Annotated in this window: 23 protein-coding genes; 8 read left to right on the forward strand and 15 right to left on the reverse strand. The window is 41.9% G+C overall.

Features of this window, described 5'->3' with window-relative positions; genetic code table 11:
* Window positions 1–15: 15 nt before the first annotated feature.
* The 4 genes from LX64_RS17920 to LX64_RS17935 are packed head-to-tail and all read right to left on the reverse strand — an operon-like array spanning window position 16 to window position 4,136.
* Window positions 16–747 carry a ZIP family metal transporter gene (locus tag LX64_RS17920; RefSeq protein WP_111599048.1) on the reverse strand — a complete coding sequence of 244 codons (732 nt, stop codon included), beginning with the start codon at window positions 745–747 and terminating at the stop codon, window positions 16–18.
* On the reverse strand, window positions 744–1,322 hold the full coding sequence (locus LX64_RS17925) for a phosphatase PAP2 family protein (RefSeq protein WP_111599049.1): 579 nt from the start codon (window positions 1,320–1,322) through the stop codon (window positions 744–746). The genes LX64_RS17920 and LX64_RS17925 overlap by 4 nt, the downstream gene beginning before the upstream one ends.
* A gap of 6 nt (window positions 1,323–1,328) precedes the next feature.
* The gene (locus LX64_RS17930; RefSeq protein ID WP_111599050.1) at window positions 1,329–2,069 is read right to left on the reverse strand and encodes a class I SAM-dependent methyltransferase; all 741 of its coding nucleotides are present in this window, start codon (window positions 2,067–2,069) and stop codon (window positions 1,329–1,331) included.
* Window positions 2,070–2,126: 57 nt separating this feature from the next.
* Window positions 2,127–4,136, reverse strand: coding sequence for an LTA synthase family protein (locus LX64_RS17935; protein WP_111599051.1), 2,010 nt, complete (start codon window positions 4,134–4,136; stop codon window positions 2,127–2,129).
* Window positions 4,137–4,324: 188 nt separating this feature from the next.
* Here LX64_RS17935 and glmM point away from each other — a divergent pair, with 188 nt between their 5' ends.
* Complete coding sequence (gene glmM, locus LX64_RS17940; RefSeq protein WP_111599052.1) at window positions 4,325–5,710, forward strand: phosphoglucosamine mutase; 1,386 nt, start codon at window positions 4,325–4,327, stop codon at window positions 5,708–5,710.
* 718 nt (window positions 5,711–6,428) lie between these two features.
* The gene (locus LX64_RS17945) at window positions 6,429–7,553 is read left to right on the forward strand and encodes a cysteine desulfurase family protein (protein ID WP_111599053.1); all 1,125 of its coding nucleotides are present in this window, start codon (window positions 6,429–6,431) and stop codon (window positions 7,551–7,553) included.
* Window positions 7,554–8,080: 527 nt separating this feature from the next.
* Here the strand turns inward: LX64_RS17945 and LX64_RS17950 are convergent.
* The 4 genes from LX64_RS17950 to LX64_RS17965 all read right to left on the reverse strand — a co-directional run bounded on the left by LX64_RS17950 (window position 8,081) and on the right by LX64_RS17965 (window position 11,559).
* Window positions 8,081–8,785, reverse strand: coding sequence for a LytR/AlgR family response regulator transcription factor (locus LX64_RS17950; protein ID WP_111599054.1), 705 nt, complete (start codon window positions 8,783–8,785; stop codon window positions 8,081–8,083).
* Entirely contained in the window at window positions 8,778–10,082 is a 1,305-nt protein-coding gene (locus LX64_RS17955; protein ID WP_158538663.1) for a sensor histidine kinase, read from the reverse strand. Before LX64_RS17955 ends, LX64_RS17950 begins: the two co-directional genes overlap by 8 nt.
* Before the next feature lie 150 nt (window positions 10,083–10,232).
* A complete protein-coding gene (locus LX64_RS17960; RefSeq protein WP_158538664.1) occupies window positions 10,233–10,577 on the reverse strand; it encodes a DUF4907 domain-containing protein in 345 nt (114 codons plus the stop codon).
* The gene (locus LX64_RS17965; protein WP_158538665.1) at window positions 10,570–11,559 is read right to left on the reverse strand and encodes a Kelch repeat-containing protein; all 990 of its coding nucleotides are present in this window, start codon (window positions 11,557–11,559) and stop codon (window positions 10,570–10,572) included. Before LX64_RS17965 ends, LX64_RS17960 begins: the two co-directional genes overlap by 8 nt.
* A 248-nt stretch (window positions 11,560–11,807) precedes the next feature.
* Between LX64_RS17965 and LX64_RS17970 the strand changes: the two genes are divergently transcribed.
* Both LX64_RS17970 and LX64_RS17975 read left to right on the forward strand, forming a co-directional pair.
* Entirely contained in the window at window positions 11,808–13,142 is a 1,335-nt protein-coding gene (locus tag LX64_RS17970; protein WP_111599058.1) for a DUF4270 family protein, read from the forward strand.
* Between the two features lie 25 nt (window positions 13,143–13,167).
* Window positions 13,168–14,412 (forward strand): hypothetical protein, encoded by a 1,245-nt coding sequence (locus LX64_RS17975; protein WP_111599059.1) that lies wholly within the window; start codon window positions 13,168–13,170, stop codon window positions 14,410–14,412.
* 70 nt (window positions 14,413–14,482) lie between these two features.
* Here LX64_RS17975 and LX64_RS17980 read toward each other — a convergent pair whose 3' ends face one another.
* From LX64_RS17980 to LX64_RS17990, 3 genes are all read right to left on the reverse strand, one after another.
* Window positions 14,483–15,544, reverse strand: coding sequence for a serine hydrolase domain-containing protein (locus LX64_RS17980; protein ID WP_148707367.1), 1,062 nt, complete (start codon window positions 15,542–15,544; stop codon window positions 14,483–14,485).
* Window positions 15,545–15,656: 112 nt separating this feature from the next.
* Complete coding sequence (locus tag LX64_RS17985) at window positions 15,657–15,896, reverse strand: hypothetical protein (protein ID WP_111599061.1); 240 nt, start codon at window positions 15,894–15,896, stop codon at window positions 15,657–15,659.
* Between the two features lie 307 nt (window positions 15,897–16,203).
* Window positions 16,204–17,562, reverse strand: a complete 1,359-nt coding sequence (locus LX64_RS17990; RefSeq protein WP_111599062.1) for a GH1 family beta-glucosidase — start codon at window positions 17,560–17,562, stop codon at window positions 16,204–16,206.
* A 121-nt stretch (window positions 17,563–17,683) separates the two neighbouring features.
* On the opposite strand from LX64_RS17990, the gene LX64_RS17995 reads away from it, so the two are divergent.
* Together LX64_RS17995 and LX64_RS18000 are read left to right on the forward strand one after the other, a co-directional pair.
* Entirely contained in the window at window positions 17,684–18,748 is a 1,065-nt protein-coding gene (locus LX64_RS17995; RefSeq protein ID WP_245952721.1) for a formylglycine-generating enzyme family protein, read from the forward strand.
* Between the two features lie 39 nt (window positions 18,749–18,787).
* Window positions 18,788–19,492 carry a hypothetical protein gene (locus LX64_RS18000; RefSeq protein ID WP_148707368.1) on the forward strand — a complete coding sequence of 235 codons (705 nt, stop codon included), beginning with the start codon at window positions 18,788–18,790 and terminating at the stop codon, window positions 19,490–19,492.
* A 74-nt stretch (window positions 19,493–19,566) separates the two neighbouring features.
* On the opposite strand, the gene LX64_RS18005 is transcribed toward LX64_RS18000, so the two are convergent.
* The 4 genes from LX64_RS18005 to LX64_RS18020 form a co-directional block, all read right to left on the reverse strand.
* The gene (locus tag LX64_RS18005) at window positions 19,567–21,819 is read right to left on the reverse strand and encodes a M56 family metallopeptidase (RefSeq protein WP_111599064.1); all 2,253 of its coding nucleotides are present in this window, start codon (window positions 21,817–21,819) and stop codon (window positions 19,567–19,569) included.
* A 6-nt stretch (window positions 21,820–21,825) separates the two neighbouring features.
* Window positions 21,826–22,185 carry a BlaI/MecI/CopY family transcriptional regulator gene (locus tag LX64_RS18010; protein ID WP_111599065.1) on the reverse strand — a complete coding sequence of 120 codons (360 nt, stop codon included), beginning with the start codon at window positions 22,183–22,185 and terminating at the stop codon, window positions 21,826–21,828.
* A 28-nt stretch (window positions 22,186–22,213) separates the two neighbouring features.
* On the reverse strand, window positions 22,214–23,413 hold the full coding sequence (locus tag LX64_RS18015; RefSeq protein WP_111599066.1) for a carboxypeptidase-like regulatory domain-containing protein: 1,200 nt from the start codon (window positions 23,411–23,413) through the stop codon (window positions 22,214–22,216).
* Between the two features lie 143 nt (window positions 23,414–23,556).
* Window positions 23,557–24,753: an NAD(P)/FAD-dependent oxidoreductase gene (locus LX64_RS18020; protein WP_111599113.1), complete on the reverse strand. Its 1,197-nt coding sequence runs from the start codon at window positions 24,751–24,753 to the stop codon at window positions 23,557–23,559.
* 286 nt (window positions 24,754–25,039) lie between these two features.
* Between LX64_RS18020 and LX64_RS18025 the strand changes: the two genes are divergently transcribed.
* Window positions 25,040–25,534 (forward strand): hypothetical protein, encoded by a 495-nt coding sequence (locus LX64_RS18025; RefSeq protein WP_111599067.1) that lies wholly within the window; start codon window positions 25,040–25,042, stop codon window positions 25,532–25,534.
* Window positions 25,535–25,538: 4 nt separating this feature from the next.
* On the forward strand, window positions 25,539–26,312 hold the full coding sequence (locus LX64_RS18030) for an SOS response-associated peptidase (protein ID WP_111599068.1): 774 nt from the start codon (window positions 25,539–25,541) through the stop codon (window positions 26,310–26,312).
* Window positions 26,313–26,554: the final 242 nt, after the last annotated feature.

The following is a 26,554-nucleotide window of genomic DNA, read 5'->3' on the forward strand; positions in this document are numbered from 1 at the left end:
CCTAAAAATAAAAAATTATTCAAATATTAAAGTAAGAATTGCTAAGCCGATGCCTAAAGCAATGGCCGCTACCTTCTTTTTACTGAGTTCGTGGTGTTTAGTGCCACTTTCGTAGAAGATGGTAGTGGAAATATGCAAGAAGGCGCCGATGACCATCGCAACGATGTATAATAGTGCGTGGTTAACAGTTTCCGATTTATTACCTACAAAATACGCAATCACAGCCGATAAAGGCGTAATACATGCAAAGATGATTAAAATTCGCCATAAGCGAGCTTTGGGCAAATGGGCATGCATCATTACTGTCATTAATGTAAGTGCTTCAGGAATTTTGTGTGCGGCAACACCTATTACCAGCGAAGGCAAGGTGGATTGATCGTCGTAATGGAAGCTTAACGGGATACCTTCCATAAAAGCGTGCACCGACAAGCCAAAAACGAGCGGAAACACGGCAATATTGTGGTGGTGTTCTCCAGGGATATGGGTATGCCCGTGCTCCATCCCGTGCGACAATTGTTGCAGGAATACCTGTAAAAAGAACCCAATTACAATATACACCCCGGCTGTATGCCCTAAATCGTGGTATACTTCCGGCAAAAGGTGCGTAATGGTTACCCCGAACAGGAAGGCACCCGTGAAGGCCAGCAAATAAATGGAAAAGTTAGGCGATACTCGTTTCACGAACATCGGCACCAAACCGCCACCCAATGTGGCCAATAATACAATTAAGAGGAGAAACCAGTTCATGTTAAATTATCAAGTTCCAACCGAATATGGCGCTGAAATACGCCCGATGTTACCAAACCAATTGCGATGCCCAATACCGCGCCGCCTAATACGTCGCCGGGATAATGCACACCTACATATACTTGCGAATACCCAATAATCGCCGCCCATGCGAAGAATAGCCAGGTATATCCTTTAAAAATCTTCCGCATGGTAAAGAAACAAAACGTAGCCACGGAAAAGTGGTTCGCTGCATGGGAAGAAGTGAAACTACCGCTGCGTGGGCAGTAATTCACCAAAACACGTACATAGTCGGCAAGGAACGGGTCGCGGCAAGGACGGATTCGCTCAAAATAGTTCTTAAAGAACATACTGGTTTGATCGCTGATGGCGAACGTAATGAGGAAAAAAGCGATCCAGAAGAAGCCGCGCCATTTGTAGTTTAAGATCGGGAAAACGATCAAAAACAGGTATAATGGTGCCCAGAATAGCGGTTCACGCATCCAAGGCAAGAAATTATCGAAAAATGAGTTGGTCCATTGACCATTTATTCTAAAAAAGAGTTGTAAATCCAGTCTTTTGATTTGCTCTAGCATAGGCCATTATTTTTGGGCTACCAGGATCAGCCTGGGCGATTGTTTTTCATTGAATTCATTGAAGTGATAGTCGCCAAATACATCAATTATTTTCAAACCTTGCTTGGCAAACATTCTCTCAAAGTCCTCGCGGGTAAATGCATTTACGCTTTCCGTATACTGGCTGCGCTGCAATTTTACTTGGTCGAGGATATTGATTTCCTTCAAAAACTTCTTGTTACATACGGCCCTGTGAATATCAAACACCACCCCGTCTCTTTCTTTCACTTCGCTTTCCACGAGATGTTCGGTTACATACACGCTATTCAAATAATCGAGCACAACACGGCCGCCCGGCTTCATAGCTTGCGCTATCGTGCGTAAGGCATTGTCGTTCTCGCGTTGGGTGCTGAAGTAGCCAAAACTGGTGAAAAAGTTGAACACCACGTCGAAGTAGTTCACGTAAAATGGTAAACGCATATCGTGCTGGAAGAAATGGAGGTTATCCATTTCCATATGGCGAGCTTGGCGAATGCTTTCTTCAGACAGATCGATGCCTGTAACATCAAAACCCTTGTCGGCAAGGTATTTCGAATGCCTACCACGACCACAAGCTACATCTAACATCGATGCACCGGGCTGTGGTTTGAGGTAATCGATCAGTTTGTCCAAAAAGGCAGCAGCTTCCTGTTCGTTGCGATTACTATACAATAGATGGTAATACGACGAATTAAACCAATCTTTAAACCACTGTTTTACTACTTCCATGGCGATAATACTTCCTTTGTGCTTGTTGCTTTTTTAGTTCGGGTGATGAAAAATATACTAGTGTTTCTTATTATTAAACATCAAATATCGGGTGCTTTCATAAAAAGCACGCGTTAAATTATCCAGGTATTTTGCTGTATCGGGGTACTCAGCAGCCACGTTCTTCAACGGGTCGCCTTTTAAATCGAACAAAGCCGTTTTGTTAGTGGCTTTATTGATCTCGAACAAATATTGTTCGCCCACGAGCGCCATCCTGTCTTGTGGATAAATAGTAAACGCGTAATGCGATGTGCGGGTTGAATCCAGTAAATCTACGCCCAAGGTATAATTTTTATATGGCATACCCACCATGCCGGCAACCGTTGGGTATACGTCGAGCAAGCTACCTGCGCGCGTAACTACTTGAGGTTGTAGCGTTTTGGGGTTGTAAATAATACATGGCACATGCGTTTCAAACATTCCAATTTCATATTCCGGCACCGGCATAAACTTGTAAGGATTTAAGCGGGCACTGTGGTCGCCGAAGAAAACGAAGATGGTATTCTCCAAGTAGCCGTCCTTTTTCGCCATATCCATCAAATGCTTGATGTTATAGTCCAAGTAACGCAAGGCATTAAACTGGCCGATCGACAAAAACCCAGCTTTTTTGAAAGCATTCATGTCGATTTCCTTTTCAGTTAACGGTTTAAAATCGCCTGCACCAGGTGTTGTTGTATATGGCTCGTGGTTATCGGCTGTTTGTAAGAAGGCTATAAACGGTTTCTTCTGATCGTTCGATGCTTTGAAGATGGCACTGGCTTCGGTAATTAAATCATAATCCGATACCCCCCAAACATCTGCTTTACCGGCTTTATAGTATCCTTCTTCGAAGATCTTAATGCCATCGATATTATTGGAAAATACGGCTCTAATGTTCGCCCAGTTAGTATTTCCCCCTAATAAATAGTATTTATCGTAGCCATCAAACTGGTCCATAATCACCCGTTGATCAACGATGTTCGGGTGGCGACTGGCCGTTTTATTGATGGTAATATCTGGCAGGCCTGTTGTTACGCCGAATACCGTACGGGCGGTACTCATGGCCGGTACGTAAAAGTTTTTGAACAATACACCCTGGTTAGCAAGCTGTTGCATGTTAGGGGTAGCGTTCATGGGATTGTCGAACATGCTTGTCATGCTGGCGCCTAGGGATTCACACATCACAATTATCACATTCTGACGTGGTTTCTCCGGGTTCGCAGGCACAGTACGCACAAAATCCAAGTTCTGCACATCTTTCTTATCTACCTTCAAATAATCGGCGATATAAGGATAATATTTTTGCGTGGCTTCTTTATCGTATGTATCGTCGTTTACAGAAAAGTTATTCACAAAATAGAGAACAGGGTTTAACGATAAGCTTGTAATACCGTTATCGCGGGTAAACATGGCCTGGCTCCAACGTAATGGGAAGTACGCTAAGTTGGCGTAAATACCTGCCGCGAAGAGAAATACCAGTCCTATCACCCAAAAAGTAAATGGCCATGCCTTAATATGACTTTCCGGTTTGCGTGCATACGATTTGTATAACTTACTCAATCCGAAGTAGATAAGTCCTAAGAACACAGCAATCGCCAGTAAACCTTTGATCACTGGGTAGCTTTGCCATACCATCTTAGCATTGGTCATGCGTTCGCCGGAAGCAAGGAACCGGGTAATGGACGGGTCGATCCGGATACCCAAGTAGCTGTAATGCCCCAGGTCGATCACGTAAAACCAAGTCAGTAAGAAGTATAAAAGGAACAAATACACGTAATTCACTGTTTTCCAAGCTTTGGAGCTAAAGAAGCGGTTACGGGCAATGGTTATAAGAATAGCCAACGGTGCAAGGCTGATCAAAGCCAGGCGCATATCGAACTTTAAGCCCAAATGCCATGCTTTAGATACGGCCGAGGGGTCGGTAACGGTCGTTTTAAAGAAGAAAAAGTAGAAGATCACCCTAAACAGAACCAAAAACGCGAACAAGCAAACGGCTTGCAAAAGAATATAGCGGGTGTACTTGGGAATGCGTGTCCAGAAAGACTTCATTGTTATTATATACGAGCTGTTTAAAAAAGCGTAGCTGCAAATATAATTGAAAAATGCCAAGCACCACCGGAATTAGCAATTCCCATTTCATTCAATGTGAATAACTTGGCCGCACGGGGATGTAAAACTGTCATTAGGAAACCTGGTCATGTTTTATTTATCTTTGCCTTCTTAAAAAATCAACGATTGTGGCACTGATTAAATCAATTTCTGGTATTCGCGGAACGATTGGCGGTAAACCCGGCGAAGGCTTAAGCCCGCTCGACGTGGTAAAATTTACGGCTGCGTATGGCACATGGTTGCTTCGTAACAACGGCGAAAACAAAAAAGTGGTCATCGGTAGAGATGCGCGTATCTCTGGCGAAATGGTGAGCAACTTAGTAGTTTCTACATTAATTGGTTTAGGGATCGACGTGGTAGACCTTGGTTTGTCTACAACGCCAACCGTTGAAATTGCCGTAACTGCAGAAGCAGCTGCCGGTGGTATCATTTTAACGGCTAGTCATAATCCACGTGAATGGAATGCTTTGAAATTGCTCAATGCGAAAGGTGAATTTATTTCCGGCGCAGATGGTGCGGAAGTATTGGAACTCGCGGCGAATGAAGATTTTAATTTCGCAGATGTGAATAAGTTGGGTACTTACCGTACCGATGACACTTATTTACAAAAGCACATTGATATGATCGTGAACTATCCATTAGTGGATGTACCGGCGATCAAAAAGCGCAATTTTAAAGTGGTAGTAGATGCGGTGAATTCAACGGGCGCTATTTTCGTACCGGCTTTATTACGCGCATTGGGTGTAACAGACATTACTGTTTTATTTGAAGAAGTAAACGGTAAATTCGGTCATAACCCAGAACCACTTCCTAGCAATTTAACAGCTTTATCGAACGAGGTAAATAAATCGCAAGCCGATTTCGGTATCGCGGTAGACCCGGATGTTGACCGTTTGTGTTTCGTAAACGAAGATGGTAGCATGTTCGGTGAAGAATATACCTTGGTAGCGGTGGCTGATTATATCTTGAAGAAAAGAAAAGGTAATGCTGTATCGAACCTTTCTTCTACCCAAGCATTGAAAGATATTACGTTGAAACATGGTGGCGAATACTTCCCTTCCGCGGTAGGTGAAGTAAACGTTGTTACCAAAATGAAAGACGTACAGGCGGTGATTGGTGGTGAAGGTAACGGTGGTATTATTGTTCCGGATTTCCATTATGGTCGTGATGCATTGATTGGCATTGGTTTGTTCTTGAGTCATCTTGCACATTCCAAGAAGAATATGGTGGCATTGCGTAACTCATATCCCGACTATTTCATCTCTAAGAATAAGATTGAATTGGATAAAGATGTGGATGTGAAAACGATCTTCGAGAAAATCAAAGACAAGTATAAGAACCAGCCTATTAATACGGAAGATGGTTTGAAGATTGAATTTGATAAAGATTGGGTACACTTACGTACATCGAATACGGAACCAATTATCCGTATTTATTCTGAATCACAAAACGAAACGACGGCTGATAATGTTGCGAAGCGCATTATGCAAGATATCCGTGAGTTTATGTTGTAGTGATGTAAAAGCAGGAATTACTTTTTAGATATAAGAAAGGTTGTCTCGTTTGAGACGACCTTTTTTTATTATTGGCTGATTTGATTTATTAAGCATTATAAAAATGCGTGGGGAATTCTCACTATGCAACTTATACTCAAATTTTATCATTTTATAAATTTTCAACATCCAATCTTTTCCTTCTTTCGTATGTAATAGAAAATAATAACCCTACATAACCAGTTGTTATATAAATCTTTCGATTGTTGCGGCCGGGTATTGGTTATTGGTTCTTACAAATGATACAATATAACCGGTATGTAAACATCGATTTTGGTAAAGAGAAATCGCCCGGTGTATTTACGCTGGGCGTTTTGTTTGTAAAAATGGTGTGTTTGTTGTGTCGATTAGAGGATGCATAGTTGGTATATTTTATAAAGGATGATCCTTCAAAACCCGCATCACCAGTTATCCTAGAGAAAAAGTGCACTAAGGATTTTTTGGCAAAAAACAAAGAAAAATGGGCGCAAAAAGAGAAAAAATGTCGCTCGTTTGTAAAATAATTTTCGTGGCTGTAATGCGCCAAAACGTAGGTGTAGCATGGAACCCGCTATAGTTAGCGCTTTCGAAGGGTGCCACTCAACCTTATTAATCGCCTGTTACTGAGCGGCTATCGCTGGGTTTTTGATAAAATTTATTGAACTTTGCGAAGCATTTTTTATCAAAAACCACCACGACATTGGAAAGAATATATTTTGACAATGCAGCCACCACACCTCTTGACCCAACAGTTTTAGAGGCTATGCTGCCCTATATGACGGAAAGGTTCGGGAACCCATCATCGATTTATTCCTATGGCCGCGAAAGCAGGTTGGGTATTGAAAACGCACGTAAATCAGTTGCCAAAATCTTAGGCGCTAATCCAGGTGAAATTTTCTTTACATCGGGTGGAACCGAAAGTAGCAATACTGCTATTAATGCAGCTATTACTGATTTGGGATGTCGTCACATCATCTCATCCCCTATCGAACACCACGCCACTTTACACACCGTAGAACATTTACATGGCGATAAAGTAAAATTATCGTTCGTGAAATTATTGCCCAATGGTCACGTGGATCTAGCAGATTTAGAGAACTTACTCGCTAATTCTGCTGAAAAATCACTCGTTACGTTAATGCATGCCAACAACGAAATCGGTAACTTACTCGATATGCAAGCTGTAGGCGAATTGTGCAAAAAGTACGACGCAATTTTCCATAGCGATACCGTGCAAACTGTTGGTCACTATAACTTCGACCTTCGTAATACACCTGTTCACTTCATTACAGGTGCCGGTCATAAATTCCATGGCCCGAAAGGTGTTGGTATCTTGTATATCAACGAAAACGTAAAAATTAAACCATTCATTCAAGGTGGTTCTCAAGAACGTAACATGCGTGCCGGTACAGAAAACTTGTACGGTATTGTAGGTTTTGCGAAAGCATTGGAATTGGCTACTGCTAATATGGAAGAGCATAGCACGCACATCAACGATTTGCGCATGTACATGGCCGACCAATTGGTAGAAAGCATTCCGGGCGTAAGCTTTAACGGCGATTTAAGAGGCAAAAGTTTGTACACTGTATTGAACGTATCTTTCCCTAAATCGGAAAAAAGTGAAATGTTGTTGTTTAACTTAGACATCAACGGTATTTGCGCTTCTGGGGGTTCTGCTTGTACTTCTGGTGCAAACGCTGGTTCTCACGTTATCCGTGCTTTAAGCAACGATCCGAACCAAGTAGCCGTTCGTTTCTCTTTCAGCAAACAAAACACGAAAGAGGAAGTAGACAAAGTAGTAGCAAAATTGAAAGAATTGATCTAATACCATCAAACTCCTTCATAACGAGGCCCATCTCATACCGAGATGGGCCTTTTTTATTGTAAATGAAGGTATTATCATCTCCCACCTCATTACCGCCTTTGCTAAATAGCTGGTTTACAATTCTCACACCTATATCAAGCCATCTTTAAGGTACAAGTAAGGTCAAACCAACTATTCACCAAGGGGAAAGCCGACCGAATATCGATGTAACATCGAACACCTATCGATGGAATATCGATGTAGTTACATGGAATTACATGGATTTTACATGGAAACTACTTGGATTTTACATGGAAACTACTTGGAATTTACATGGAAACTACTGAGAAGGTACAAGTAAGCTAGCGAAGATAAATATAGTTGGTATTGGGAATACTTGGGAGCGTTAAAGGCCTCATTATCATTACTTCAATATTAAATAAGCCCTCATTTAGATAAAGATAAGGCATATCCTGGTATCAAAAAACGTCGCCTAATGAATAGTACGACGTCTTTTTCCAAATTATAAACTGCTTGCTTTAAATGTATTAGGAATTCCGGGTGATGAGCTCATAGAACTTATCACGGTAACCTTCGCTGATTGGTATTGATTGATTAGCAATCAAAACCGTGTTCTTCTCTACTGCCGATATTTTATTTAACGACACGAGGAAGGAACGGTGTACCCGGATGAACTTATCCTTCGGTAAACGTGACTCGAAGGACTTTAAACTCTTCAATGTCAATATTTTCTGTTGATGCGTGTAGATTTTGATATAGTCTTTCAACGCTTCTATATACAAAATGTCTTCCAAGTCGATTTTAATAATCTTGTATTCCGTTTTCACGAAAATATAATCACTAACCGTACCCGATTCTGCTTGTTTGCCTTCTTTCACGCTAATATACTCTTCCGCCTTTGTTACAGCTTTTAAAAAGCGATCAAAAGGAATCGGTTTCAACAAGTAATCTACAACGTCTAGGTCATAGCCATCCATCGCGTATTCTTGGAACGCGGTGGTAAGTATCACAGCCGGAGGGTTCTTTAGGGAACGTAAGAACTCGATACCGGTAATATCCGGCATTTTAATGTCGAGAAAAATGAGGTCAACTTGTTCATCACGTAAAAAGCGTAATGCGTGGGCGGCACTCTCAAACTTCTTCACTAAGGTGAGAAAGGGCACCCGTTTTACAAAGTCTTCAATAATTTCGAGCGCGAGCGGCTCATCATCTACAGCAATACACCTAATCATTTTTCAAGTTAATTTTCAGATCTACAATAAATTGGTGTTCGTGCTCTTCGATCTTCAGTTCATGGTCACCCTCATACAGCAGTTCCAATCGTTTTACGACGTTCGTTAGTCCTATTCCACCCTTCTCTGCCACGCGTTGCTTAAACAGGCTATTTTTCACCTTTAAATGCACCGTGGTTTGATAGATGTTTATATCGATATCTATAAAAGAACGTTCTGTATAACTAATGCCGTGTTTATAGGCATTCTCAACAAATGGAATCAATAACATGGGCTCTATGCGTAGGTTACCCGCTTCGCCGCTGATTTTATAGGTGATAGGTACTTCTTTGCTCACGCGAAAGCGTTGTATGGAAATATAATCTTCCAAGTAGCGGAGTTCGCTTTTCAATAGCACGGTTTCTTCGTTCGCATGGTAAATCATGTAACGCATGATCGACGATAATTTTACGAGGGCTCCTTCTGTTTCGTCGGATCGTTTATGTGCTAATGAATAAATGGTATTTAAGCTATTAAATAGAAAATGTGGGTTGATTTGTGATTTCAAGAAGCGCAATTCTGCGTTCAAGTTTGCTACTTTTAAAGCTTCCCGTTGCTTCTCACTTTTAAACCACTCGAGCACGATCTTTATAAAGCCGCTCATGAACAGCATAAGTAAAGTGAACAAGAAAGATCGGCGCATTACTTCGGGCCAGAATATGCGGTTAAAAATGGCAAATTCGCCCATTGGGTACGCGGGTGATAAAGAAGCTGGTACTGCCGGTACAAACATAGCATTTTGTGGTCCTGGGGCAGTTACGGGATGCCATTCTCCATCATCTGCCGGGCGCGCTTGTGTTACAACCGGCTGCATGGGTTGCACATCTCGTGGCGAAGCAAATGCATCGCTCATACCATGGAAACGATTGTGGTGAGGTCTTCCTGTTCTCCATCCTGCAGGTTGTATTACAATAGGTCGACCTGCGCTATCTACCCAAATACGCTTAGCACCCGGTGGTAGTTGACGTGTTTTGGGGTTGATGTAATACACTTCATCTTTTTCAGGTAAACGCATTGCCATCAAACGTGGCCGCACACCACGTGTACCAAAGAAATAGTAATCTACTAACGATTGCTGAATCATCACGAACATCACAATCGCCACGATACTTCCAATATATTGTTTGAACTTTTTAAAGGCAAGAAAGCGGGGAATAAGTACATACATGTGTAAGTAGAATAATCCCACCATAAAGCTCATATTAATGGCTTCGCGGATGAAGAAAGAAGTTTCGGGTAATTGTACCCTAAAAAACAAAAAAGGAAATAAAAAGACGCACAACCAGGCAAGAATATGCATGGCGATAACGACTAAGCGGTTCCGAAATATAGTTTTGATTCTTTCCATCCAGTTACAGGCTCCAAAAGTAAGTAGGTGCAGGTTAAGCAAGTGTTAAAGTGAATCCTGTTAACGATTTTTAACAATCTGCATAGAATCCAATTCCGCCGTACTGATACGTGGACTTTCACTTCGCATCAATTTTTGCACCACTAAGGTGCCTGTTTGTATAGCGGCGGTTTTTGTGGTAAAAGCAACATTGCCTTCTACAGCAGGAATTCTATCCTGGTAGATAAAGGTTTTTCCATCCACAGCTATTTTGTATCCCCAACCGTTTGCTTGCGGTACGGGAATTACATCTATCTTATGTTGACTACTTGCTGCTACAGGTGAAGGTTTCCGGTTACTCACATAGGCAAGCGCTGCTAGTAGCAGCGCGCCTATTGTGATATTGATGATAATTCTTTTAGTCATTTTTATTGTATTCTGCTGAAGGATCAAATTCCCACAGATCATCAAATTGTTGACTTAAGCTGTTACCTAAGGCTACATATCCCCTATTGTTCAAAGTGAATGCTACAGCTCCACTACGGGCAACACCTTCGAAAGAAGTTTTAGTATCCCATAAATCGTTGATCGGATCGTATTCCCATACATCAGAAGCCAAACCAGATTTACTACCTAATGTTACATACCCTTTGTTGTTCATTACAAAAGCGATAGCGCCATTACGAGGAATGTCGTAAGAGTTATCATAATCATCGTCGCTCACGTTTGTAATTTTACGTTTCTCCGTCCATGCACTACCATCAAATACCCAGAGGTCGTTTACATTCTGGCCATTGTTGCTACCAGTAACGAGGTACGCTTTATTATCGATAACGAAAGCCACGGCATCTGTACGTTTTGTACCGCCCATACTTTCGCGTTTTGTCCAAACATTCGTGGTGGGTTCAAACTCATAGAAATCCTTCAAATAATTACCATCGTAACCGCAGGTGATATAACCTTTGTTGTTGATAGCAAACGCCGTGGCACCGTAACGGCCAGAGCCGGTGAAATCAGCTTTCTTTTCCCAAGCGTTGGTAGTAGGATTGTACTCGTAGAAATCGGCCAATTTATTGGTACCATCGTAACCAGTACCGATGTAACCTTTGGAACCAATGGCCATGCCGATGGCGCTACTTCTTGCTGCGCCGGGGAAATCGGCTTTTTGCGACCAGTAGTTGCTGGCTTGATCGTACATCCAAAAATCTTTCAACCTGTTTTCCCCATCGAAACCTGTACCCACGTAGGCTTTGTTATCGATTACGAATGACACTGCTTCATTTCGTGCAACACCTTCAAACTCGCTCCGTTTGATCCAGTTGCCGTTAGTTTCGGTAGAGTCGGAGCTCTTTTGGCAAGCTGCCAATGCAACCAATAATACCATCCAATAATTGCTGACATAGCGCATAAGCATATTTTTTTTAAACGGTTCCAAAATTATCCGTGCAAGTGTTAGCATGAATATAAAATAGATGGTTGCTATTGTTTGCCTGATGAATAAGGGCATTTAATCTACGAACAGGCATTTTGGCTATAATTGGCCATAGTAAAGGATTTATAGCGCTAAAAGATAAAAAAACTACATTCATCGATAAAAATGGGTGGTTGGCATATTCCACGGTGGAAGCTATGGTTGCGTAACTAAAATTGCGCTCCATGTTTTATGTTATGTTAGATAAACGGAATAAAATGCGCCTTTGCCTACTTGTAGTTTTTGCGGCGGTTGTTTCCTTGGTGTCGTGCGACAAAGAAGGATTCAGTTACCAAAACGCCGCAAATCCCAATGAATCAAATTACCTATTGCTCGACACGCTTACCGTGAATATGAGTACCATACAACTCGATTCCTTCACCACAAATAGTAGTGGTGTAGCGCTTGTAGGTAAATACACCGATCCTGCATTTGGTAAAATCGAAGCATACACGAACTATCATGTTGGCGTTCCTACAGAAAAAACATTAGCCAGCAAAGCTTTGTATGATTCCATTGAAATCATCCTGAAACCCAATGGCTATTACTATGGCGATTCTACTTTGCCACAAACATTCCAAGTGTATAAACTGGCCGATAAAATTAGTATCCCAAAGGAGCAATACAGTTTATTCAACACCACCACTACTGCTACAGAAAGTACACCAGTAGCTGTTTCGCAACAATTAATTCGTCCTTCTGAAAAGAAAGCAGTGCGCATTATTCTACCCAATACAATAGGTAATGAATTGTTCGAGATGATCAAAAACAATAAGCAAGAAGTATCGACCAACGAACACTTCTTGAACTACTTCAAAGGTTTAAGCATTCGAGGTGGAATAAATAACAGCATGTTGTTATCGTACCTGGCCACCGATTCAGGTATGGTAATGCGTTTGCATTACCACGAGAACAACCAAGAATTAGAACGTAAGCATTTCGATTTCCCTTTAACAGGTTCGGGTTTGCAGTACAATCATATATCGTACGACAGGAGCGGCACACCGCTAACTGCCTTTACTAGGGAGAACAAGGTGATATCATCCACCGCCTTGGATAATGTAGCTTATTTACAAAGCTTTACAGGATTAGTAACGCGCTTAGACATACCTGCCTTGCGGGATCTTCCGAAAATGGGCAAGTTCGGAAAGATTATGGCAGCCGAGTTACAATTACGACCAGTGGCCGGTACATACGACCTGCTTAGTTTGCCGGAAAGTATTACACTTTGCGGAGCCGACCGGTTGAATAACGTAACCGATTCGTTGGTAAATACGCTCGATGGATCTATTCAACACGGAAGCCTAACCATCGATAAACTGTACCACGAGAATACGAAATATACGTATGATGTAACAAGCTATTGTACGTTCCAAACCACCGCTACCGACTTAACATCGAAAGGTTTGTTGTTGTATCCCAATGGTCATAATGTAATGGCCAACCGCGCTGTATTAGGCGATACAAAGAATAAACTGAACCGGGTAAGTTTGAAAGTTTATTACCTGCTTTACAAATAACATTTATCATCATTATCCATATACCATGCGCAAAGGATTCAGCATATTGGTTTTTATCGTTTTTAGCGTGATGTTGGCGCAACGTTCTTATGCACAGAATGGTTTGAATAACTTCTATTCAGCCTTCGGCATTGGCGATCTTGAAGAAAAAGATTTTACCCGCAACTTCGGTACAGGTTCGGCCGGTATGGCGCGGAAATCTGCCAATTACTTAAACGAATTAAATCCAGCTTCCTACTCTGCCTTACCGATGAAGCAATTCATTTTCGACGTTTCATTAGGTGGGAAAACGGTAACCTATTCAGGTACAAATATTAATCAAAGTGCGTTTGATTTGAATGTGAAACGCTTAGCTGTGGGTACGAAAATTCTTGATTGGTGGGGTGCTAGTGTTGGCTTTACACCGTTCTCTACAATTGACTATAAACTATTAAACACAAAATATATCGCGGGTACGAATACCGGCTTCCTAAGTGCAATAGAAGGTTCCGGCGGTTTGAATAAATTGTATTTCTCCAATGGTTTCAAACTGAATAAAAATTTCTCCGTGGGTGTGTCTACTTCATTTTTGTTCGGGAATGTTACAACCGCCGATAGCTTAGGTAGTAACGGCTCTTCAGAGGCCGTTTATACTGAAAACCGTCGTTATATGTACAATGGGAATGTTACCGGCGGTATTCAATATGAAGGCAAGATCGGAAATTATACATTGGGCATTGCAGGTACTTACCGCATGGAAACAAAGTTCAAATCCAGCGAAACAGTAACTATTTTAAACACCAGCCAAGACGAGTTATACAAAGAAACCATTGCCAAGCATAATTATGTATTGCCTGCGCAATACGGTGCGGGTATATCCATTTCGAATGGCGAGCTTACAGCTGTAGCCGATTATAAGTATACCGATTGGTCGAATAAAAATGAGAATGGCTTAGACTTTAAATACGCCAAAACGCATAAAATTGGTGGCGGGGTGGAATATGCGTTCATGCGTGATTCGTACCGTGGTAAATACGAAGGGTACGTAGTGCAGTTGGGATATAATTACCAAGAGTCGTATATGCAAATCAAGAACCAACCGATTATCGATCGTGGCTTTACAATTGGGGCTTCGGCACCAAGTAGAAGTAATAATATTCGGTATTATGTAGGACTAGAGTTTGGAACACGGGGTACTACAACAAATGGGTTAATCAAAGAAAATTATGTGAATATGTTGTTCAACTTCAACTTAAAAGATATTTGGTTTTTAAAACGAAAAGAGTATTGAGTACTAAGTTGATACTTGATAGTAAAATGGGTCCGAAAAGGGGTGCTTTGGAGAAGGCACCCTTTTTCATTTATTCCCCGTATTGATCGATGAGTTGTAGTAGTAGGTTGTTGATACTGTTAAGCGCTACATTAGATTGCTTATTAATGAAGATGAAATAAGCCCGGTTCGCTCCTGGTACAACATACACTTGTGATAAAAACTTCCCTGGATTACCGGTATTGTAGGCTACTTTATGCCCTTTGTTGTTCACTTTCCAGAACCAGCCTAGCGAAAATTCCCCTTTCCCGAAGTACAAATACTCCATCATACTGGGCGTAAATATGGTATTGTTACTACGAAAACTTTTTAATTGGTTTTGAAGGAAGTGTGTATACCCAGCTACGCTAACATCTAAGTTACCTGCTGCTTCCAACCAATTCAATTTTACGCGTAATGTGGCTGTATCGATATTTACTTCATCTCCATAGCCATTAACCGTTCTAGTATCGTTGGCTATTTCAAAATCTGCCTGCATGATAGTGTTTAATTCTTTTACTAATTGCGCATACGGTTTTTGGGCTACTTTTTCTAACATTAGCCCGGCTAGTACATACCCCGCATTGGTAAGGTATAATGCTCCTGTTGTAGGTTGCGGAGGTTGTAGTAGTATCCATTGTGCAAATTGAAGTCTTTGCGTGGCAGCGTCGCCTTGGAATTGCGACGTAGCGGGCTCAGTATTGGAATATGTGAAAGGTGGTAAGGGAGCGCGGAAGCTGAGCAGATCTTCGAGTGTAAGTGTACTGTATGCCTTTCTGCTGCCAGCTTTTAAACCTGGGAATATCGTGAAGAAGTTTGTGCTCCATTGGATTTTTTGCTGTTGAACGAGCATGGCAGCGATTTGGGATGTGATCGCTTTTGTATTCGATCCAATTTTGAAACGGCTCTGCTCGTCTATTATGGAGGATGCCAAGTAACTTGGCGACCCGTAGGTTTTACATTCTAATACGCTATCTGCGCTAACAACAGCATATGCTAAAGCAGAGGCCCCTGCCGCATGAAGAATGTCGAATGCCCTTTTGTTAAATTGTTGGGCTGAAGTTGTTACTTTAAAAAGGAAGAAAAATAGGGCAAGGGTAATTAGGCGTTTCATATCGAAAAAGTACACATAATTTCTATGGATTTCTCGCTGTGTCTATAAAAAGCAAAAAGGGCGTTTCTTTTGATCGAAACACCCTTTTACTGTAAGCATAGCTCCCACTTTCTCACATGCCTTCCATGTTGTTAAGCGCTGCGTCTTTAATAGTAGGCCCGTGATGTTTCCAATAATAATCTACGAGACCGTTTAACGCATCTGTTTTCGAGAGGCGTAAAACATCGCATATTAAACTTAATTTTCTCTGCTGTTCACCCCCAAGAAAAAAGCTAGTTCCCGATGAGTTTAAACGTACTTCTCCCGAAGCAAGTTCTTTTCTCAATAAGACAATTTGTTGCTCGATGTTCATCCACGAATTAGTTTATGATGGTCAAAACAATGTCTAAAACCGTGCATATGTATATGCATCGATATGCGACGAATTTAAAAGTAATTACAACAAAAATACGCAGTTGTTAACCTATAGTTAAAGGAATTTTCAACACCATAGAATACAATACCATGAAGGATTACAGCAGATTAAAATATTTCTATTTTTCAATTATTTGATATATCAATTATCATATTTTAACGACAATATGTATACCACTAAAGAACAAAAAATATATCTATTTATATAAAGCGATATTGTTATAAAACGTTTGAGAATGGAGATATTATTTTGCGTGTAAAAAATGCGTGAACCATTTGCCGGAGGATTTTAAGGTGCGTTGTTGCGTGGTAAAGTCGACATGTACTAATCCAAATTTCGCTTTGTACCCTTCAGCCCATTCGAAATTATCGGTAAGCGTCCATACATAATATCCCGTTAGGTTAATACCTTCTTCTTTTGCTTTGAGTGCACCTTGCAAATATTCTTGGAAATACTGGATACGGTCGTGATCATCCACCGCATCTTCATGCAATAAATCGGGGAAAGCAGCCCCACTTTCTGTTACTACTAGCTCTTTCACTCCTGCATAAGCAGCAAATTGTTTAATAACCTGGTACATACCATCACCGCTAATTTCCCATCCCAGCGCTGTTGTTGGCACATTGCGCGCTTTGGGTTTCACCTCGGAAATACCAATAATCGGCATAAAGGGATTATGTTTTACTACAAGCGGGAAGTAATTCTGTAAACCGATAAAGTCGAAATCAAACGCCAATTTATCCCAATCACGCCACATAGCATACCTACGCTCAATGCGACCTAATAAAGGAAATGCATCTACCGGGTACCCCATGCCTAAAGCGGGTTCAATAAAAAGACGGTTAAATAAAGCATCTGCTTTTCGGCGTGCTTTTTCATCATTTTCATTATTGGTAAACGGGATAATATGACTACAAGAAAGCGCCGTACCAATTTTAGCATCTTTCACCTCGCTGCGTAATACTCTACCACCTTCTGCTTGCGCCAAGGCTACGTGGTGTACGGCCGGTAAAAAGTACGATAACCCAAATTTACCAGGGGCATGAACACCCAGCATATAGCCAAGCGAGGTAAAGCCAAAAGGCTCGTTTACAACAATCCATTGTTTTACTCGGTCGCCGAAGGCTTGTGCACAAACACGTACGTATTCTTCAAAGGCAAATACAATTCCACGATGTGCCCAGCCACCTTTTTGTTGTAAACTATGGGGTAAATCCCAATGGTACAAGGTTACACAAGGAGCAAGACCGTATGCTAAACAAGTATCAATAACGCGGTTATAGAAATCAATCCCGGCAGCATTAATTTCACCGGTGCCTTTGGGCATAATACGGGCCCAAGCAATGGAAAAACGAAATACGTTGAAGCCCATTCGTTTGGCAAGGAGAATATCGTCGGTATAACGGTAATAAAATTCGCAAGCTTGTTGGGCGTGACTTTTATCTTTGATCTTTCCTTTCCGGGATGAAAATTCATCCCAAATAGAGCGACCTTTGCCGTCGATATCGTGTGCACCTTCGTTTTGAAAAGATGAAATAACAACGCCCCATTGAAAATCCGGGCCAAATTGTGCCCTTGTGAGGGCGCTTTTGAAGGAGTTCATAAAGAAAAAACGAAAATTACTGGATCGAGTTTGAATACGCAATTATGAAATTGTTAATTTCGCCCCGCTGCTGCTTGGTGAAAGTGCAACCCGGATAAGCCTACTTTATTATTTTTATGCCATGAAATCAACTTTCTTTGCCAACATGTCTCCTGCCCTTGCATGCGCGTTGATCGTATTGTTTACGCAATGTGGACAAGGTTCTGTTAAGCATAACAACAGTGAACAAACAGCTGATTCTATCCAACTCCGCGATACTGCTACAATGGTGTTAGTTCCCGGTGGCTCCTTTCAAATGGGAGCTGCGGGTGAACATGCCAATGCAGATGAACAGCCTGTGCATACTGTGCAATTGAATACTTTTTATTTGGATGAACATGAAGTAACAAATGCGCAATTTGCAGCATTTGTAGCTGCAACAGGGTATGTAACAACTGCTGAAAAATATATCGACAAAGCAGAATTGATGTCACAACTACCGGCAGGCTCTCCTGAGCCGGATAGTAGCGCTTTACTGCCCGGTTCTTTGGTATTTACGCCGCCCAGCCATGCCGTGGATTTAAATGATATTACGCAATGGTGGAGTTTTGTACCTGGCGCTAGTTGGCAGCATCCTTGGGGTCCAACATCTGACCTTACAGGATTAGAAAATCACCCAGTAGTACATATTTCCTATTTCGATGCCCAAGCTTATGCACAATGGGCCGGCAAAAGGTTACCAACTGAAGCAGAATGGGAATACGCGTCGCGTGGTGGATTATTGAACCAACCTTTTTCTTGGGGTAGTGAATTATTAACCCAAGGCGTGCCGAAAGCGAATACCTGGAATGGAAACTTCCCTTATCACAATACCGAAACCGATCACTTCAAATATACAGCTCCCGTTAAATCGTACCCCGCAAATGCTTATCAACTCTTTGATATGGCCGGCAATGTATGGGAGTGGTGTGCAGATTGGTATGATACCAACTATTACAAATCTTTAGGCAACAACAGCCATAACCCAAACGGCCCTGCTCAAGCGTTCGACGCCGATGATCCCAGCACACCTAAACGCGTGATGCGTGGCGGATCATTTATGTGTAGCGATGAATATTGTCGAGGCTACCGTGTTTCTGCGCGGATGAAATCGTCGCCGGAATCGGGATTATCCAACGTAGGCTTTCGTTGTGCCCGAAACAAATAAACAACCGATTAGACCCTTTACCAAAACCGCATGTACACCATGAAACCCGCAACTTTTCGTAGGTTCAGCACAATCGAAGAACGCGACGCCGTCGCCGATCTATTGGAAATGCACGGCATCCAAAGTATTAAAAAAGGCAATGCTCCTTTGTTAGACAGTAATTTCATCGGGCAGAATTTCGACAATGCATTCATTTTACAATTATCGCCTGCCGATTTTACCAAAGCCAATGAAGTGTTACAAACAGCAGCACAAGCCCTGCTAAACGAGGTAGAAGACGATTACTACCTGTTATCCTTTACGAATGAAGAGTTACTAGACGTTGTACGCAATCAAGATGAATGGGGAGAATTTGATTATGTATTAGCATTAAAACTGTTGGGAGAACGTGGTGTAAGCCTATCTTCCGAGAACATGGATTCGATTCAAAAAATGCGTTACGAAAAACTTACCAAGCCCGTAGCTACACCCGTAGCATGGTTAATTGCAAGCTATTTAGCCGTGATTTGCAGCCCGATCCTACTTCGTTATGCCGTTATTTACTGGATACCGATGGTGGCCATTGTGTCGGCTCTGTATATTTTATTCGGTAAGAAAACCTTACCCGACGGGCAAAAAATTTATCCTTACACACAACAAACACGCACACACGCAATCATCATTATTTTGCTAGGCGTATTGTTCTATGTGTATTATCTATTCCTCCTATTCTCGAATAGCGTATACGATGCTAGTCCTCTCTAAAAGAATTAAAAAAGCCTTTCCTACTTTATTCGGAAAGGCTTTTTGCTTTGCAATATGAAAATTTAGAATGGCTGCTACTTTTTTGTTTTGATAACCACTACCCCATTTTTCGCTTTGTCGCCATATAAGGCCACCGCGTTCGCATCTTTCAATATAGAAATCGATTCGATTGTTTCCGGATCAATTTCACTAATCTCGTCAATTTCTTGCCCATTTAAGATGTATAAAGGCGCATTTTCTGGCGTTTTACTACCACGTAAAACAAGTGGTTTGCCTTTCTTAGAAGTAATCACAATGTTGCTAACATTACCGGTAATACCGCTAGCACCTGCTTCGGCTTTGGAACGAGCCACTACAACATTGCTTGGTCGTGCATAACCCATTACGGTTACTTCTTCTCTCTTAGCATCTTCCACTTTAACACCTTCTACTACTGTTACGCCATTGGCAGATCTTAATCTTACCGGCTTACCATCTACTACTACCACATCATTGCTGCTTAAAGTGATGGTACCATTACCGTTTTTAGTTTTCGACGGTTTACCTTCTACAATTACAACGTCATTGTTATTAGTAGACGCAATAGATACACCGCTCACTTTACCCACCAGCTTATTTACTTGTGATGAAGTAAGATTACTTTCTGTTACATATACATCACCGCTACCTGGAGTGAAAACATTTACATCATTCGTGCTGACTTTATGTTTTCCATTTTTCTTCAAGTATTCGTGTGTGTACAAATAAAGGGCACCTCCATCTTTTTCACTATCTCTTTGTACATGTACTGTACCAATTACATTCGCTTGTTGTTGCTCTACTTGCTCCTTCGTTACTTTTTTCCCATCGATATAAAACTCCTTTATATCGTCGGTTGCACTGATCTTAAACTTGCCGTTTTTCACCAAAGGACCTGCCATTGGTTTTGGTGGAGGCGGTGGTGGCGGAGGAGGACCAGGATTTGTTGAAGGTGGTTTTGGTGCTTGTGGAGCCGCAGCATCCTTCAATGGACGGGTAGTCTTTGGAGGAGGTGGCGGTGGTGGCGCAGGTACGCCTGCACTACTTGGTGGCGGAGGAGGAGCTAAAGGTGCTGGTGGAGGGAAAGGAACTGGGAAGTTCATCAGCTTCGTATTTCCTTTGTTGCTGGTAACAATTACAGCCCCCATTTCAGCAGCATCGCCATAAATAGGCATTGCATCAGCCGCTTTTACGATTTTGATTTCGTAATGGTTTTCGTCGCTATGCGCGGCGTAATATTTATTCCATTCGTCTTTCGTGAGTGTTTTGCCATCAACTACATATAAAGGCGGTTTTTCGGTATCGATATGATGTATACCGAACCAGCCGGAATTGATCTTCACATTTCCTTGTGCATCGGGTTTAACGATGACACCTGGAATAGAATCATTATCGTGGGAGAATGATAAAGTAAGTGAAGTAAGATTATGTTTTAGTGGATTGGCGTTACTGTAGTTGAGAGTGAGCAATACCCCGCTCACAATACCTCCAAGTACAACATAACGGATAACTTGGTAGCGAGATGACTTTTGCTTATTCATCATCATAATTCGTTTTTTCAGGTGAGAGAAGTTAAAGTTGTTTGCGATGGCCGTCGCATATGGAGCTCCACTGACATTCAATAAACTATACTGGTAAGCTTTTGCATCAACGCCTGAGCGAAGGATGCGCCTATCCGTGATAAATTCCAAGTTCTCCCGGATGGCTGTTTTCATAAGCCAAGCGCCGGGGTTGAACCAATAAAAAATGTTATTTAATTCACCCATCAGCACATCTGCAGAGTGCCATTCTTTCACGTGTATACGTTCGTGTTGAAGGATGGCTGCAAGCTCTGCGTCGCTATGCATCGTGGGATTGAGATAGATGTTAGAGAAGAAAGAAAATGGGTTGACTGCCTTATTCACCACGCGTACTTGTTCATTCATTACATGACCGGGTTTTGTGCCGCGGTGTAAGCGGAGTAATGAATACAATTGGATCCCCAATCGTACTAACATCACCATTACACCTACCCAAAATATACCGGCTAGGATATTCCATGCGAGGCTAGGTGTAGGCTTTTCCATCGTAGCTTGCAGGGTGGCAAAATCTGGAACGTAGATAATTACGTTCTGGGCCAAGCTGCTATGCCGCGAGTAAAAGTCTTGCACATCTACCAGTGGAAAGATCGATGAAAACACGATCCCGCTGAGCAAGAAAAACCTGTTCAAGGTGTAAAAAGTAAGCCTGCGTAAAGCAAACCTGTACACCAAGTAAAACAAACACAACGCGATGTTTGCTTTCAGTAAATAGATGAATAATACAGGCATATGTTCCTATTTCTTTTCTTCAATCATGCGAATAATTTCTTGTAATTCGCCTTTACTTATCTCCTGGTTTTTCGCGAAAAAGCTCACCAATTCTTTATACGAGTTTTCGAAATAATCTTTCACAAACCCGCTCATGAATTGTTGCTTGTAATCTTCTTCCGCGATCGACGGTTTATATTCATACACATTGCCAATCTTCACACTATCGATATACCCTTTCTTCTCCAAATTCTTGATGGTGGAAGCTAGCGTTGTATATGGCGGTTGCGGCTCTGCGTGTACTTCTAGGAAATCTTTCACAAACCCTTTCCCTGCTTTCCAAATAGCCTGCATGGCCGCTTCTTCTTGTTTGGTTAATTTTTCCATACTTATTTTCTGTTACTATTTTTTTAATCTATTTTTTTGGGGTGGCCGGTCGGTAATCTAAAGGTAACATTTCGGCCTGCTTTTGCCAGCCCCAATATCCTTCAAATAAAGAAGCTGTTGGATTGGCTAAGTTACCATTGTTATCAAAGACTGCTTCGGGCTCTAACAGGTAAAACAAAGATGTTTGTTTCATGGAAATACGCGGATCAAATCCTTGGTATTCCAAATACTCCCTGCTCTCTGTTCCGTTTTTATATATCACGCGAAGAATATTCTTCACAATCAATGTATCCATTTCTCCTTTTGCACCGGCACGGTATATACTATCATACGGCACCTGGCCTGGATATAAATAATCTACCGTTTTTGTTGATAATAAGCGGTTCGAGCGCCTATTTAACATCTTACCACCATCATCAACCGGCGGGCTACCAATAAACCCGGGTTTGCGTTCCTTCCGAACAATTTTTTCGGCAAGAAACCCCTCTTCTACCAAGGTATTACTATGCAAACTACGGAAAAAGTGCATGCTAGACCCATAATATGCTTCCTCCCTATTCTTTTCCCATCTACGTTGCTGCCGCGCGTTTTTGGGTTTTAACGGTTCGAAATATGGGTTGCCGTAGTACATCGTATATCCATTCCGGCGATCGTCGATAAATCCTTCCAAGAGGAACTTCAATTTATATCCCAAATAAGGGTTGATGATCTCCAAAAAATCTTGCGAGGTGGCTGTTAACGTACGCTCGCGTTCATTGTATGAAAAATCTATCAATTCTTCGTTCGTAATAACGCAACGCTTCGCTGCACTACTCCTTCCTAAGAAATTTGCCTTGAAAACATCCATCCAGGCTGCCCTATTAGGATCTATTGTTCGTTTTACTACCACTTCCTTCAAAGCACTTACCGAAGGTTCCAACTCTAGTAACAGTTGTAAATCCTCATTTTTCACTTCGATAGATGCCAAGAACCTTTGGTAGCCTACATATTGTACTACTAAATCGTACTTACCCACCGGTACATTATCAATTCTAAATGCCCCGCTCTTTTCTAAAGTTTGTGATCCAAGGGTGGTCTGACTTAAAAAAACACTCGCAAAGGGCAGCGCTTCCCGTGTTTTTTTATTAATCACCTTCCCCGTGATGGTGAAATTTTGGGCAGATAGCTTTCCTCCCCCCAACAATAACACACATAGCCAAACTAAGGTCAACCGGACATTCAAATTCATAACAGCCAATGATTAGTACGAAACTTTCGTAAATCTACGAACATTTCGTAATTAAACAAATTTTTTACGCAGTTTTGTTAAGATAATTTTTCTTGGGGGGAAAGAAGAGAATATTGGATAAACGGGTGTATTGTACACACAGCTTACCTACCGAAGCTATACATCTCGGTATTTTTCAATGGCTTACCGCTTAATGTACCGGCAATAATATTGGCAGCAATTTGGCTGAATGTGATGCCGTTCCCTCCAAAACCCAAAGCAAAGAATGTTCTCGCCATCCGCGGGTACTCGCCAATATAGGGCAACCCATCAGTTGTCATCCCAAATGTGCCTGTCCAACTGAACTCCGGGATAAAGGTTTCCCCGGGGAATTTCCGTTGGAAATCCTGCACCAATTGTTTCGATTTCTGGGCAATTAACCGGTCACGCCGGGTAGGGTTATAAAATTCTTCATCACGGCCGCCGATTAATATCCTATTATTGGCAGCCGACCGGATATAATGATATGGCTCTTTTGTTTCCCACACTACATAATGATCAAATACAGATGCATGGGAATTACTTTCACTGATAACAGCATAAGTGGATAATAACTGTACAATATGCTCGCGGATATAATTAACCGACTCGTACCCCGTAGCCATCACAAGATATTGTGCTTTTACTTTGTAACCTTTGTTGGTCAATATTTCAACACCTTTACGCGATGTATGAATTTTTTCTGCTTTCGTGCGATCGTATACTTGCGCGCCATGTTTACAATTATATTGATGTAAAGCATGCGTAAACATGTAAGCATCTGTTTGGGCGGCATCCGTAGAACAAATGGCAGCAGGGGCATCGGTTTGCAAGTGTAATTGTAGTTGTGCTTCTTCCCACCATTCCACTTTTAATCCCGCGGCTTTCCTTGCTGCGAATTCCTTCTCCAACATTCCTACATCCTTTTTATAACTGGCGACATACACACTTTCCTTGCGATCGAATTGTGCGCAATGAACTGTTTTACAAATTTTCTCGAGTTGATCGATCGAGGCTTTACATTGTTGATAGGCTTGTTGCGCATTTTTCTCACCAATTTTCTCTATCAACTTATGTAATGGCACATCTATTTCATATTGTAACAATGATGTGCTAGCACAAGTACTTCCTAACCCCACCGTTCGCCCATCCAATACCACGCAAGGTATACCGGCTTGCACCAAGGCGTATGCCGTTAGTGCCCCCGAAATACCCGCACCCACTATTATTACACTCGTTTTCAGATCACTTTCCAAAGCAGGGTAAACATACGGTAAGCCGTTCTTGATAAGTGAATAAGGGAAGCCCGATTTTAAGTCCATTTTCGTATAACGGTTTTGCTTTAACAATGGTTCTTTTGCAAAACAACTATCATGCCTCCCGTTATAAAATTTATCTATGAGATTTATATGTGCAATGCGATAATTTTTCAAGCAATGCTATTATCTTTGCAGTACAACTCTAAACTACCCCAACCCAAACGTCTTTTTGTACAAAACAATCCTTTAAACCAAAACTTACCCAAACAAACGTAGGACAGGAAATGTGCGTTATTGCCGTGCGCAATAGCGAACGATCGTTTATGAGTATTTTAATTCCCTACGGCCAATGTACAATCCATTGACATTGCTAACTACTTCCGTATTGCACGACTTAATCGGCAACGGGCATAGTTATTTTATTCGACAGTCGTACCCGCGTGGAAAAGACGACCACGACAAAGCATTCCGACATGCTTTTTTAATTACGCAATACAGCAACTGGCACGACGCGGTGTGCCATTATGTTGCCATTAGCAGCGATCCTTTCAAGCATTGCTACGATATTGCGCATACGTTTGAGAAAGAGAAGTTATTTATTGCGGCTTCTCAACCGGGTGGTTACCGGGTTTTCGTAAATTTGTTACACCAGAAAAGCTGGGAGCTTCCACGCGAATTGGAGTTACAAGTAAAACGGTACATTCATGTAAGGCTGAGTTGGTTACCCCGGAACGGGGAAAATATCAACATGCAACTCGAAGTTCACCACGGCGAACTTTTCCTTACCTTGAAGTTCCGATTATTACAAACGACGGTCCGTTTGGCCGACATCGAAAAATACTAGCATCATGTGTTACGATCTTGCCTTATCTGATATTAAACTAGTGTACACCCGCTTCCCGGAGCTGAAAGATGGTCCTTTTGCCCCCTTTCAACCCACCTTCCATAAAATAGCACAATCGTACCCTAAGTGGCCCGTGGTGCTTAACCCTGGAGAGAAGAAGCTGCAAACATTCGAATGGGGCGTTATTCCCAATTATATGCGTACACCGGAAGAAATCACAAAAGGCAGGAAGTACATGGTGAACGCACGCAGCGAAAAAGTAACCGATCCAAAGGCTTATTGGCACAAAATCCGCCATCAACGCTGCCTTGTACCGGCCACCGGCTTCTTCGAACACCGCGAAGTACCGGGGTTTAAAAACAAAATCCCCTACTTCATTCATACGAAAGACCAACCCTTGCTACTCATTGCAGGCTTATATACCTATTCGCACATTCCAAATCCCGAAACGGGCGAATTGCCAGGTACTTTCACCGTGCTAACGAGGGCCGCCAACGAGGTAATGTCGAAAATCCATAATGGAGGCGACAATGCCGGCCGTATGCCGCTAATGCTCAATGAAGCAATGCAAGAAAAATGGCTATCCCCGGGTTTAAATGATGCCGACATTGCCAGCGTATTACAATACGAGGAACCGCCAAGTAATTTGGAGTATTGGACTGTAAACCCCGTTCGCCGCCCGCAGGCCGATGACTTCCATATAATAGAACCCCGGGCGTATGATAATTTGCCGGATTTGGATGGTAAAGGAGCGAGATCGCAGGGGTCGCTTTTTTGATTTTAAAATTGAAACGCTTACTGGTATTGGGTTTTAGTAATTAATATAAAATTAAGTTTGATTTTTCGATTTAGTTATTACTTTTGTACCGTTATTATGATTATCAACGTACATATCCATCATCATCATACTTGCCAAAACGGCGAGCTGGGATGATATTGTGTATATCCAAAATATTCAAACATCATTAAAAGGCTTGCCGGTTCCCGGTGAGCCTTTTTCTTTTTCGGCTACCGGCAAAC

Source organism: Chitinophaga skermanii (assembly GCF_003259335.1).
In the GTDB taxonomy this organism is placed as follows: Bacteria; Bacteroidota; Bacteroidia; order Chitinophagales; family Chitinophagaceae; genus Chitinophaga; species Chitinophaga skermanii.